Genomic DNA, 12,703 nt, shown 5'->3' with positions numbered 1-12,703 from the left:
CACATTTTATTCTTGATGCCAAAATGGCATTCCGAGCGTCGGCGTTGACGGGCTTGCGACGTCTTTTTCTGGCATCGCTTTAGCCACATAGCTATATCGCCCCGCCTCTACAGCACTCTTAAACGCTTTACTCATCGTCACTGGGCAACCTGCACCCGCAATTGCCGAATTTAATAATACGGCATCATACCCTAATTCAAGCGCTTGGCAGGCATGAGATGGTAAACCTAAGCCCGCATCAACAATTAACGTATGGTTTGGCAAGCGCTCACGGATCATTTTTAAGTTGTAAGGATTCAGCAAGCCTTTACCCGTGCCAATCGGTGCGCCCCAAGGCATTAGTACTTCGCAGCCTAAATCAGCGAGGTGCTGACACAGCACTAAATCATCTGTGCAATAAGGTAAAACTTTAAAGCCATCGGCCAATAAAATTTTAGTGGCTTCGAGCAGTGCGAATGGATCTGGCTGTAAATTATATTCATCACCAATCAACTCTAACTTGATCCAATCAGTGGCAAACACTTCGCGACACATTTGTGCCAACGTCACCGCTTCTTTCACGCTATGACAACCCGCCGTATTTGGCAGCACCTTTAGCCCGGTGTTTTTTATCAATTGCCAAAAATCATCACCCGCAGCAGCGCTTTGCTGACGTCTCAATGAAACAGTGACAATTTCAGCCTGTGAGGCCACTATCGACTGAGTCATAACACTTGGCGAAGGGTACAGTGCTGAGCCAATCAGTAAACGACTCGTAAACTGCTCACCATAAACCGAAAAACTATCCATCTTAGCCTCCTTGAATTGGCGACAATAGCTCAATGCTGTCGCCTTCGTTGAGGGGTTTAGCATCGCATTGGCTGCGAGGTACAAAGTCACCATTAACGGCAACGGCAAATGGAGGTCTTGCACCAAACTGGCTCAACGCCTGAGTAAGCGATATATTTTCGTTCACTGTAACTGACTGACCATTAATTAAAATATTCATTTTTATCCTTAAGCAATTAAGCTCACTGCATCATCAACCACCTGAGGCGCAAGTAGATAGCCATGACGATACAAGCCATTAATACTGATCACTCGACCTTGTTTTGTGACTTTCGGGCGGTTGTCTGCAAACGCTGGACGAAGCCCCGATTGCAAGCTCTCGATACGCCCTTCAGCAAAGCCGCTATGCACCGTATAAGCAGCAGACAATAACTCCAGCGCCGAGCGCACGGTGACTTTACCGCGGTCTTGCGATTCGATTTCAGTCGCACCAATCACAAATTGATGGTTTGGCTTAGGAGCAATATAAATTGGATAACGCGGATGCATCAGTCGTATCGGTCTGGTTAGGTTCACCTCTGGTGCATATAAACGCGCCACCTCCCCTCTTACTCCACGCAGTAAGGGTTCAGCCTGTTTTGCACCTAAGCCGCGGCAATCAAATACATAATCAAAGCTTTGGCCATTCACTTGATGAGCGTTCAATTCAACTTTACAGCCAAAGTTAAATTGCACTCCTTGCAAGGTAAGCTTTTTAAAACTAGCGCTATAAAATGCTTGGTTATCGAGTTGCCCTTCACAAGGTAAATACACACCTTGGTGGAACCGCCCAGCAAGTTCTGGCTCAAGGTTTGCGATTTGAGTGCCCACCAATGTCTGTGCCTGGTAGCTTTCAAGCGGTTTCAAGCGGCTCACAAAACTTTGCAAATCGCCCTTATCTTGCTGATGAGCAACCACTAAGCTGCCTGTTTGTTGAAAATACACAGCGTCATCGAGCTCACTTAGAATTTGCTGCCAACGCGTGATGCTATTAAGCCCTTGTAGGGCTAAATCCTGTTCACACAGGACTGATTCTGCAAGGGGGGCTAACATCGCTGCAGCAACGCTGCCGGCACTGTTGCTAGCATGTTCATCATCTTGCTCAAACACACTTAACTGATGCTCTTTAGCAAGTGCCAATGCAGTTAAACGGCCAGTTAAACCAAAACCCAGTATCGCTATCTTTAAAGACATAAACTTTCTAGGCGCTAGGCTCTAGGCCCTAGGTATAAACCCAGAGCCCATCGCTGATGCCTAGCTCCATCAATTAAACTGCTTTGTGGTAAATCTCAGAGCCTGTTTTTTTGAACTCGTCTGATTTCGCTTTCATTTCGGCTTCAACATCAACCATTTTGATTTCGATAGCATCGCCTACGTTATTTGGATCGATACCTCTTGCTTCAAGATCTTTGGCGTAATCACGTACTTCTTGAGTGATCTTCATCGAGCAGAACTTAGGGCCACACATAGAGCAGAAATGTGCAATCTTGCCAGATTCTTGTGGCAGTGTTTCGTCGTGATATTCGCGGGCGCGTTCTGGGTCTAAACCTAGGTTAAATTGGTCGTGCCAACGGAACTCAAAGCGTGCTTTTGATAATGCGTTGTCACGCTCTTGCGCACCTGGGTGGCCTTTTGCTAAATCGGCAGCATGGGCAGCAATTTTGTAAGTGATTAAACCTTCTTTAACGTCTTCTTTGTTTGGTAAGCCTAAATGCTCTTTAGGGGTTACATAACAAAGCATAGCGCAGCCGTACCAAGCAATTTGCGCAGCGCCAATACCTGATGTGAAATGATCGTACCCCGGTGCAATATCCGTGGTTAATGGACCAAGCGTGTAAAACGGTGCTTCTTCACAGTGTTTAAGCTGCTCTTCCATGTTCTCTTTGATCATATGCATTGGCACATGGCCAGGGCCTTCAATGAACACTTGCACATCATGTTTCCAAGCAAGTTTTGTCAGCTCACCTAAAGTACGTAATTCGCTGAACTGGGCTTCGTCATTAGCGTCAGCAATAGAGCCCGGACGCAAGCCATCACCTAATGAGAAACACACATCATACTGTTTTAAAATTTCACAGATTTCTTCAAAGTGCGTGTATAAGAAGTTTTCTTTATGGTGCGCTAAACACCATTTCGCCATGATAGAGCCACCACGCGAAACAATACCGGTAACACGCTTTGCCGTCATCGGCACGTAACGCAGTAATACCCCAGCGTGAATAGTAAAGTAATCAACACCTTGCTCTGCTTGTTCAATCAAGGTATCGCGGAAAATCTCCCACGTTAGGTCTTCAGCCACACCATTAACTTTTTCAAGCGCTTGGTAAATTGGTACGGTACCAATTGGCACTGGCGAATTACGTACCACCCATTCACGGGTTTCGTGAATATAGCGACCCGTTGATAAGTCCATTACCGTGTCGGCGCCCCAACGAGTCGACCACACCATTTTTTCGACTTCTTCTTCGATTGATGATGTGACCGACGAATTACCAATATTCGCGTTCACCTTAACTAAGAAGTTTCGGCCGATGATCATCGGCTCAGTTTCTGGATGGTTGATGTTGTTAGGAAGCACGGCGCGGCCACGGGCAATTTCATCACGCACAAATTCAGGGGTAATAAAATCAGGAATACTAGCGCCAAACGATTCGCCTTTGTGCTGGGCCGCAAGTAACTCTTCACGAACTTTAGCGCGTCCCATGTTTTCACGGATCGCCACATATTCCATTTCAGGCGTCACAATGCCTTGTCGCGCATAATGCATTTGCGTGACGTTTTTACCTGCTTTTGCACGGCGGATTTTTGGTAAGTGCTCAAAGCGGATATGATCTAATCCTTCATCCGCCATACGCTGTTGAGAAAATTGTGAAGTCACCGAGTCTAAAATTTCAGTATCGCCGCGGCTTTCAATCCACTTTTCACGGTATTTCTCAAGACCCTTGCGCACATCGAGTTTAAAATCCGGATCAGTGTATGGGCCTGATGTATCGTAAACACGAATTGGCGCGTTAGGCTCAAATACGGGATTCTCTTCAGTACCACCAATGAAGGTATCGCTGAGGGTGATTTCACGCATCCCTACTCGTACATTGTCTTGTGTACCTTCTACATAAACTTTATGAGAATTAGGAAACGGTTGCCCCGTTAAGTTATAAATATAATCTGATGCAGCCGCACGAACTTCGCGGCGAGATGGTTTAGTTGTTGTGTTTGACATGACTTACCTCATTGCTTTAAGGGTTGTCTTGTCAGATATTGCAAATGCAATAGAGAGTGGCAAACGCCATTGGATCGTCAATAAGCTAAGTGCTTACTAGTGCAGCCTGTACCGCTTATGCCCCAAAAATTTGGCGCACAAGCGCCCAGTGAGGCAGCTTGTTCCCTACGCAGGTGTTAGCCTGATCAGGTTCACGGATCCCGCTTTCGCGATCTCAGCCTTATTAAAGGCACTCCGACAAGTATAAATTCGTTTCTTTTAAAACGCCCTGAGTGTACGTCAGTTAAAAATTTGCTGCAAGCTCAGCTACTTTAGTTTTTTGCAATGAAGGTAAAGTGGTGCTGACCTTGCAAGGTCAGTTGCTCAGCAGTTAAAGTAATGGCCGCACCTTCTTTTAGCGTTGACAGTAATTGCTGCTCAAGCGCATCAACTTGCTCACCACAAGATTTACGCGTCATACCTAACTTATTTACTGTTAGCGTATCTTCGCTGAGCGCACCTTCACCAAAAAATTTATTACAGCCAGCAAAGCCGTTAACCTGCATCGCTTCGATAAAACGCAGCGAGGCTGTTTGGGATACAGGAATGGCTAAACCATTCACTTTTGATAATTGCCACTGTGTATATTTTAATTGCTCACTAGTGACTGTCCCTGTCGATGAGCAGCCCATGCAAAATAATACTAAAAGGAGGGGCAAGGCTACTAACTTCATATTTTTTTACGATTCAAATTTCAATGTAGTAATAATAACAACATTTAACGCAATTGATCGTTAAAAAAACATGTTTTATCTGTAAAAAATTGTTCTAAGTTAGCTTTTTAAATAACAACGCAGACTATTTGAATAAGTTATCGACTTCTTCTGGTAAAAAAGGACGACCTTTTTCATTTACCGACGTGCCAATCACCAAAGCTTGCAGCATCACTTTATCGTCATGTTTACGATACACCGTTTGCCTAAAAGCAAACTTTAAACGGCTGATACGCTCAGGCTCAACTGCAACGTAAAACTCATCGCCCGGCACTAGTGATGCCTTGTAATCCATTTCGCTTCGCAGCACGACCAGGTTTACTTTTTCTCTTGCTAGCTTTGCAAAGTCGATACCTTGAGCATGTAAAAACTCATGGCGAGCATGCTCTAGGTAATTAAAATAAACACTGTTATTAACAATGCCTTGTAAATCACACTCATAATCACGCACTTTAAAGTCTACTTTAAAGGTCATAGTCGTATTCCTAATCAATTTACGTATAATTGCCTGCGTTTATACCATAAAAATTGATTTTATAGCCATTTGGCTAGCTAGGTTGCTAGAATAGCAGTCCCGAAAATGGAGTTAAGAATCCGCATGAAACGACGTTTATCATTATTATCTGCTGCCATCCTGCCTTTATTCGCAGCATCTTCGATTGCTTACGCTGAAGACGGCGAGCTGGAAACGATTGAAGTTACCGGTGATTTCAAAAGAGAAAGCATTCAAACCCTTAGTGCCAGCGCAAGCTTGTTTTCAGATCATGAAATCAATCAACGTGGTGCAAAGTTTTTAGATGAGATGCTTGCTAGTGCAGCGAATGTAAACTTTACCTCTGGTGCATCTCGTGGTCGTTTCGTGCAAATTCGTGGTGTTGGTTTACGCTCACAGTTTGTTGACCCTATTAATCCTTCGGTTGGCTTAGTGATCGACGGTATTAACTACTCTGGTTTAGGCGGCAGTTCACTGTTATTTGATATCGACCAAGTTGAAATTTATCGCGGCCCACAAGGGACTCGCTTTGGTGCTGATGCCTTAGCTGGCATGATTCAAATGGAATCTGCAACACCCACTCTTGACCCAAGTGTGAAAATACAATTAGGTGCTGGCAACTACAACAGCTATGAAGCAGGTATAGCCGCAGGTACGGGTATTACTGACGACACAGCAGTACGCGCCAGCATTTATCAACGTGAATCGGATGGCTATGTTGAAAACCGTTATTTAGGTGAAGATACCCAACAACAAGATGAGCTTGTTTCTCGCTTTAAGTTACACAGCCAATTGACCGATCATCTGCGTACTGAACTGAATGTACATTACATCGATATAAATAACGGCTATGACGCATTCACACTAGATAACAGCCGCTACAGTGTTGCTGATGAACCAGGTCAAGACAACCAAGAAAGCATTGCGGTTGGCCTAGCAAATATTTATACCGGTTTTGACTTATTTGATGTCAGCCTAAACCTTTCTGGTATCGACAGCGAGCTGTTATACAGCTACGACGAGGACTGGGTGTGTAATGATGAAGCCCAACCTGAATTATGTGCCGCTGGCTTACATGATTGGGGCTATAGCTCAACAGATGCTTACTTTCGCGATCGTCAAGATCAGGCTGCAGAGCTGCAATTTAGCGGTAAATCAGGTGAGTGGGTCGCTGGCATTTACTATCAAGGCCGCGAAGTTGATTTAGAGCGCCAATACACTTGGCTTGCACAGCCATTTACCTCAAATTATGAAACCAGCAATATTGCAGCGTATGGCCAACTAGCAACAGCTATTGGTCCAAAAACAACCTTAATAACGGGTTTGCGTGTTGAGCAGTATCAAGGCGACTACATCGACAATAACGGTTTTATTGAAGAAACGGATGATGTCATGGTGGGCGGTAAGCTTGCACTTGAATACCAAGTGATTGATCGCACTATGATCTACACCAGCATTACTCGTGGCTATAAGGCTGGCGGTATTAACTCTGAAGCTTTAGCAAAAGCTAAAGATGAGGGCTTAAATCTAGATGCTGATTTCTTCGCTAATCACACATCATTTGCCCCTGAATACCTTTGGAGCGGTGAGTTTGGTGTAAAAGGCAGCTCTTTGGATGATAAGTTTGTGTTACGTCTTGCCGCTTTCTACATGTACCGCGAAGATATGCAGCTAAAATCGTGGCAAGTTGAAGGCCAAAAATTCACAGGCTATATCGATAACGCCAGCTCTGGCGAAAACTATGGTTTAGAAATTGAAGGCAGCTTCCAAGCTACTGACAATTTGCTACTAACAGGTAGTGCAGGTTACCTAAATACAGAAATCAATGACTTTGTTGCGCAATCAGGCCTAGATCAAGATGGTCGAGATCAAGCACAAGCACCTAAATACCAATACGCATTCACTGCGCGTTATAACTTTACGCCAGCACTTTACGCATCAATTGGTATAGAAGGCAAAGACGATTACTACTTCTCTGATAGCCATAACTCAAAAGCACCTAGCAGCAACTTAGTGAATGCTTCGTTTGGTTATGAAAGTGATAATTGGAGCATTAATGCATGGGCACGTAACTTATTTGACGAAGACGTACCAACTCGTGGTTTTGAGTTTGGTAACGACCCATTAGACGGTTACACCACTCATACGTACACACAACTTGGCGAACCTATGGTTGCCGGTGTGACATTTATTTACGAGCTATAAGCAATTGAGTGCTAGGTTTTCACCTAGCACTCAAACACCTAGAGCCTAGAGGCAAATCAGTTAAGCCCTTTCAACATCAAAGGCAAGTACGTCTTTAATCTTTTGCTTATTCGTTGCCAGCATAATGAGTCGATCAATACCCAGTGCGACACCCGCACATTGTGGTAAACCATGTTCTAGTGCAGCTATTAAGCGCTCATCCATTGGCACTTGCTTTAATCCATTCGCTTCACGATATTGATTATCTTCACTAAAACGAGCTACTTGCTCTTTACCATTGGTCAGTTCATTAAAGCCGTTTGCCAGTTCCATATTTTTAAAATATAACTCAAAGCGTCCTGCTACTCGCTCATCATGTTGGCAAATTTGGGCAAGAGCGGCTTGCGATGCAGGAAAATGATAAACAAAACAAGGCTTTTCTTGGCCAATCGTTGGTTCAACCTTCATACAAAATAATAGCTGCAACAAGGTATCGCGGTGCGTTTCATTCGCGGCAATATCGGCAAAGCCCTGCTCCGCTGCTAGCTGTTGTAATGTGCTGATATCAGCAGTTAAAGGATCAACACCTAAAGCGTTAATGAAGGCTTGCTGATAAGTTAGTCGCTCTGCGCTATCTACGCCAAGCACTAATTGCATAAGCTCATCCATTTCATCCATAAGCGCAAACTCATCAAAACCTGGGCGGTACCACTCAAGCATTGTAAATTCAGGATTATGATGACTACCCGCTTCTTCATTACGAAAGGCTTTGCACAGCTGGAAAATAGCCCCAGAGCCCGCAGCAAGTAAACGCTTCATGGCAAACTCAGGTGACGTTTGCAAATACAGTGGCAAGCCACCAGCATGACCTGGGCCAACAAACTCGGTACTAAAAGTCGCTAAATGCACATCGGTTACACTGGCAGCACTAAGACTCGGCGTTTCAACCTCCATTACATCCCGTGCATAAAAGAACTCGCGAATACGACGAATGATGGCGGCACGCTCTCGTAAAGTTTCAATATCGGCGCTTGGTTGCCAAAGGACATTAGACATAAAGTGTTTCCCAAAAAAAATCCCAGCAGAAGCTGGGATTTTATAATAATTTCATACCAACTCGCTTAATTAAGTGGTCTATTTTGAGGCAATAAAACCTTGTTGATAGCAAGGCAAAAATTTCGTTATTTAGTTGTTCTAAATCAGAAGTTTTTAACGCAGCTAGCGACAGGTTTAATCCCTCAAAATGATTAAGTATTATTGCGAATTGGTATTATTTAGCCTATTACTTAACGCGGCTCACGTATTCACCGCTACGTGTATCAACTTTGATCACTTCGCCGATTTGTACGAACAGAGGAACACGAACAACAGCACCAGTGCTTAATGTTGCTGGTTTACCACCCGTACCCGCTGTATCACCTTTTAGACCTGGATCTGTTTCAGTGATTTCTAGTTCAACGAAGTTTGGTGGAGTAACTGCGATTGGGTTACCGTTCCAAAGTGTGATTGTACATACGTCATTTTCAACTAACCATTTTGCATTGTCGCCAAGTGCTTTTTCGTCAGCAGCGATTTGCTCAAATGTTTCGTTGTTCATGAAATGCCAGAACTCACCGTCAGTGTAAAGATACGCTAAATCTGTATCCATTACGTCTGCACCTTCAACGCTATCGCCTGATTTAAACGTTTTCTCAAGAACTTTGCCTGAAATTAGTTTACGAATACGAACACGGTTAAACGCTTGGCCTTTACCAGGTTTTACCATTTCATTTTCTAAGATGCTGCAAGGTTCGCCGTCTAACATAATTTTTAGGCCGCCCTTGAACTCATTGGTGCTATAATTCGCCATCGTTTCCTCTGTCTAAATAATTTCGAGTAATCTACGTGTCAATGATACAAAGAAATGAAGTAAATTTGCATAAAAACTGGCAAAAAGAATTGGCAAATGTTGTCACTTGTCCTGAACGCTTGCTAGAAATGCTAGGATTATCAAGCAAAGTAGACGAAAAAGACCTAAAAGCACGCAGTCTTTTTCCTGTCCGCGTGCCACTGCCTTTTATCAAAAAAATGCGTTATGGCGACATAAACGACCCTCTTTTGCTGCAAGTGATGCCAAGACACCAAGAGTTTTTAGCAAAAACAGGTTACGACAAAGATCCTCTAAAAGAGCAAGATAACAACCAACCTGGTTTGTTACACAAGTATCGCTCTCGGGTTTTAGTGATGTTTAAAACCGGCTGTGCTGTAAATTGCCGTTATTGTTTTAGACGCCATTTTCCTTATCAAGAAAACCAATTAAACAAACGCAGCTTGATTGACGCACTGGCTTACATAAAAGCAGACAGCAACATCAACGAAGTCATTTTAAGTGGTGGCGATCCATTGATGGCCAAAGACGATGCTGTTAGTTGGTTTATGGATGAGTTAGAGCAACTTCCGCAAATTAAACGCATGCGTATTCACAGCCGCTTACCTGTGGTGATCCCTGCAAGAATTACCGATGAGCTATGTACACGCTTTGCTGCATCACCGTTAAAAGTGGTGTTTATAAACCATATCAATCACGCTAACGAAATTGATGATGACTTTAAAATGGCCATGCAAAAGTTAAAAGCTGCAGGGGTTACGTTATTAAATCAGGCGGTGTTACTAAAAGATGTGAATGATTCTGTCGAGTCGCAAGTTGCACTTAGTGAGGCTCTGTTTGAGGCAGATATACTTCCTTACTACTTACATCTACTCGATAAAGTTGAGGGTGCTAGCCATTTTGACATAGCTGAGAGTCAGGCACGGGAAATCGTAACGGCTATGCTGGCAGCATTGCCGGGGTTCTTAGTTCCTAAGCTGGTGCGCGAGATCGGCGGCGAAAAAAGTAAAACGCCTATCGATCTAAGGGCGTGTTGACCTTTGTTGATTGAAATTTGTTCACTCTAGGGGCGATTTAATCGCGGCGCGAGATTTGTAACCTAGTGGGCTAAGTAAAAACCGAGCAACAAAGAGTTAATCGCCCCTAGGAAGAACCCGAAGGGCAGCGCGTGTTTGGCATTGATGCTGCGTTATCGCCTATTTATGTGGAACAACCACACTACATAGGCTCTGCCTTGCCTAAATACCAAACACACTGCTGCAAAATTAATCATAAAGGGTCAACACGCCCTATCTAGTTTAACAACTAAACGTATACGTTTACGTTGTTACCTAGTGTCGCAGTTACCGACTTAGCAGGTGTTTGTGCAGCACTGGTATTCATTGCTGCGCCTTCGATAAGTGCAAGTGCCGCAGCACCATCAGCCTTTTGCTGTTTTTTAGCAAGCGATGCGCTGTAAACTTCTGCGCTTTCGCCACCGCCACTCATCGCTGGTAAGCTTGATCCTGATATATTCATAGTTCATTACCTGACTTTTTATGACAATCCACGTACTATATCGGCATTGCAGTCTAAAGCTTTAGGAAAAAAATGGATTCAATTATTGAACAACTCAATGCTAACCTAAAAATCGTTTATCGTCAGGCACTTGATGCTGATAAAAAATTAGATGATTTACAGCAGCAAGGCCATGGCAAATTCACAGCCTTATTTGCAAAAGATGCTGGCTTTGATTTTGAAGCAAAACGCTTTAAACCTTACGTTCTTGATGTTGCTGCTGATGTAGAAAGCTTAAGCAACGACGGTATGGACGAAGAAAAACTGAAAAAAACCGTTATTAAACTGCAGCAGTTACTACAACTGTTAGCGACGTTTAAGTAAACTAACGGGAAAGTGAAAGTGGCTCTTTAGTCATAAGTTTAGCAATGAGTATATTCATCGTTAAAACTCATATAGTTAATTTGGCAGCGCTTTTATATATTGTTAATTACGCAAACAAAAGCAAAAACACTCGATATAAAGTTGCTGCCATAGAAGCGTATTTATTCAGCTGAGTCAATTGACGGAAGCAGTTTATCCTCAAACCACTCGGCTATCAGCTTATTATCGTAATAGTATGAATCTTTGTAACGCATTACGATACCATCTAGATAGCTCATATCTTTAAGTTTCAAATTGCTATCTTGGCTAACAATTTTTCCATCATTACTCTTAACTGTGTAATTTAAGGTAATTTTAGGTGAGTATGTCGATGTCATTACGCGAGGTTCGGTACTATTGCCATTACCATTACCTAAAAGTACTTCACCAGCTAAATCTAAATCTGTTACCTCAACAGAAAAAACATAACCATCAGGTAATTTACTTGCTAATTTTCTAAACGTTTTTTCGTGGTTACGCTTAACGCTGTTGTAGTAATTTTCTTTTTTCCAGTTACTCCCTGGACGCACATCACTGTATTCATCAAAATTATGCCATTTTACTTCAGCTTCTCCAGAATAGGCAAAAGCAGGTAAAAGTAAACCAGTTACAAGTAACACTTTATTGATTTTAATCATTCCATTTCTCCATTAGATATCAAACTATTACATAATCAATATTTATAAAATGTAACGTTTGATCACTAAATAAAAATCATGTAATAGAATAACAATATGGTATAAAATGTAACCAGTTTCAAGACTAAGAGTTCCTTTTGTCTTAGGTATTGAACGTTAAACGAATAAACTAAAAGAAAACTTATATACTAGGATTCCAAATCAGAGAAAATTTATATGTTGTAGCAGCTAAATATGTGTTTAGTTGTACTATTTACTTACGACTACAGCCACATAGTTACTAAGTTTATTCATCAAGGTTTAACGACGGCAATAACTCATCTTCAAACCAATCAGTGATTAAACGCTTGTCGTAGTAATAGGCTTCATCTCGACCCATTTTCATACGATCCATGAAGCCCATGTCTTTAAGCTTTACATCATTAGCTTCGCTTATCACTTTACCTTCTTTATCGGTAATCGAATAATTTAGGTCGATACGCGGGAAATAAATTGGTTTGATGATGCGCAATTCATTCATCGTACCAAAACGCACATCACCCGCTAGGTCGAGCTCAGTCACTTCAACGTTAAAGGTGTAGCCTTCAGGTAACTTTTCAGCAAGCTTGTTAAAGTGTTTTTCAAAATTCTTCGCCACATTTTTATGAAATGAACCTTTCGGTGAGTTGTTACCTGGTTCAACATCGCGGTAATCGTTAAAGTCATGCCATTTAACTTTTGCCTCTCCTGCGTGAGCAAAAGCAGGTAGTGCAATGATCATTGCTAAGGCAATTTTTTTTACTGTATTCATCTGTTTCTCCACTTAACAGGTATAGCTAATGA

14 protein-coding genes and 1 riboswitch are annotated in these 12,703 nt (G+C 42.6%); of the genes, 3 read left to right on the top strand and 11 right to left on the bottom strand.

Going from position 1 to position 12,703, the window contains the following annotated elements; all coding sequences use genetic code 11:
• Positions 1-6 precede the first annotated feature (6 nt).
• From C2M25_RS00270 to C2M25_RS00245, 6 genes are all read right to left on the bottom strand, one after another.
• Positions 7-789, bottom strand: a complete 783-nt coding sequence (locus tag C2M25_RS00270; RefSeq protein ID WP_105180112.1) for a thiazole synthase — start codon at positions 787-789, stop codon at positions 7-9.
• A 1-nt stretch (position 790) separates the two neighbouring features.
• Positions 791-988: a sulfur carrier protein ThiS gene (thiS, locus tag C2M25_RS00265; RefSeq protein ID WP_105180111.1), complete on the bottom strand. Its 198-nt coding sequence runs from the start codon at positions 986-988 to the stop codon at positions 791-793.
• 8 nt (positions 989-996) lie between these two features.
• Positions 997-2,001, bottom strand: a complete 1,005-nt coding sequence (locus C2M25_RS00260) for an FAD-dependent oxidoreductase (RefSeq protein WP_105180110.1) — start codon at positions 1,999-2,001, stop codon at positions 997-999.
• Positions 2,002-2,074: 73 nt separating this feature from the next.
• On the bottom strand, positions 2,075-4,027 hold the full coding sequence (thiC, locus tag C2M25_RS00255) for a phosphomethylpyrimidine synthase ThiC (RefSeq protein WP_105180109.1): 1,953 nt from the start codon (positions 4,025-4,027) through the stop codon (positions 2,075-2,077).
• Between the two features lie 145 nt (positions 4,028-4,172).
• Positions 4,173-4,274: riboswitch (TPP riboswitch) on the bottom strand.
• 64 nt (positions 4,275-4,338) lie between these two features.
• Positions 4,339-4,698: an META domain-containing protein gene (locus tag C2M25_RS00250; RefSeq protein WP_325051014.1), complete on the bottom strand. Its 360-nt coding sequence runs from the start codon at positions 4,696-4,698 to the stop codon at positions 4,339-4,341.
• Between the two features lie 166 nt (positions 4,699-4,864).
• Positions 4,865-5,254 (bottom strand): acyl-CoA thioesterase, encoded by a 390-nt coding sequence (locus C2M25_RS00245; protein WP_054561129.1) that lies wholly within the window; start codon positions 5,252-5,254, stop codon positions 4,865-4,867.
• Between the two features lie 123 nt (positions 5,255-5,377).
• Between C2M25_RS00245 and C2M25_RS00240 the strand changes: the two genes are divergently transcribed.
• Positions 5,378-7,477, top strand: coding sequence for a TonB-dependent receptor (locus C2M25_RS00240; protein WP_105180107.1), 2,100 nt, complete (start codon positions 5,378-5,380; stop codon positions 7,475-7,477).
• Positions 7,478-7,537: 60 nt separating this feature from the next.
• Here the strand turns inward: C2M25_RS00240 and epmA are convergent, their stop codons facing one another.
• Positions 7,538-8,512, bottom strand: coding sequence for an elongation factor P--(R)-beta-lysine ligase (epmA, locus tag C2M25_RS00235; RefSeq protein WP_105180106.1), 975 nt, complete (start codon positions 8,510-8,512; stop codon positions 7,538-7,540).
• Between the two features lie 226 nt (positions 8,513-8,738).
• The gene (efp, locus tag C2M25_RS00230) at positions 8,739-9,305 is read right to left on the bottom strand and encodes an elongation factor P (protein WP_063702772.1); all 567 of its coding nucleotides are present in this window, start codon (positions 9,303-9,305) and stop codon (positions 8,739-8,741) included.
• A gap of 41 nt (positions 9,306-9,346) precedes the next feature.
• Here efp and epmB point away from each other — a divergent pair, with 41 nt between their 5' ends.
• On the top strand, positions 9,347-10,360 hold the full coding sequence (gene epmB, locus C2M25_RS00225) for an EF-P beta-lysylation protein EpmB (protein WP_105180105.1): 1,014 nt from the start codon (positions 9,347-9,349) through the stop codon (positions 10,358-10,360).
• Between the two features lie 268 nt (positions 10,361-10,628).
• Here the strand turns inward: epmB and C2M25_RS00220 are convergent, their stop codons facing one another.
• Positions 10,629-10,841: a hypothetical protein gene (locus tag C2M25_RS00220; RefSeq protein WP_054554124.1), complete on the bottom strand. Its 213-nt coding sequence runs from the start codon at positions 10,839-10,841 to the stop codon at positions 10,629-10,631.
• A gap of 72 nt (positions 10,842-10,913) precedes the next feature.
• Here C2M25_RS00220 and C2M25_RS00215 point away from each other — a divergent pair, with 72 nt between their 5' ends.
• Positions 10,914-11,204, top strand: coding sequence for a hypothetical protein (locus tag C2M25_RS00215; RefSeq protein ID WP_054561134.1), 291 nt, complete (start codon positions 10,914-10,916; stop codon positions 11,202-11,204).
• 161 nt (positions 11,205-11,365) lie between these two features.
• Here the strand turns inward: C2M25_RS00215 and C2M25_RS00210 are convergent, their stop codons facing one another.
• Positions 11,366-11,881: a DUF3016 domain-containing protein gene (locus tag C2M25_RS00210; RefSeq protein WP_105180104.1), complete on the bottom strand. Its 516-nt coding sequence runs from the start codon at positions 11,879-11,881 to the stop codon at positions 11,366-11,368.
• A 286-nt stretch (positions 11,882-12,167) separates the two neighbouring features.
• The gene (locus tag C2M25_RS00205) at positions 12,168-12,671 is read right to left on the bottom strand and encodes a DUF3016 domain-containing protein (protein ID WP_105180103.1); all 504 of its coding nucleotides are present in this window, start codon (positions 12,669-12,671) and stop codon (positions 12,168-12,170) included.
• Between the last annotated feature and the right edge of the window lie 32 nt (positions 12,672-12,703).

The organism is Pseudoalteromonas sp. T1lg21, assembly GCF_002964625.1.
GTDB lineage: Bacteria > Pseudomonadota > Gammaproteobacteria > Enterobacterales > Alteromonadaceae > Pseudoalteromonas > Pseudoalteromonas gelatinilytica.
Note: the sequence above shows the minus strand (reverse complement) of the source record. Positions and strands in the feature narration are given on the sequence as shown.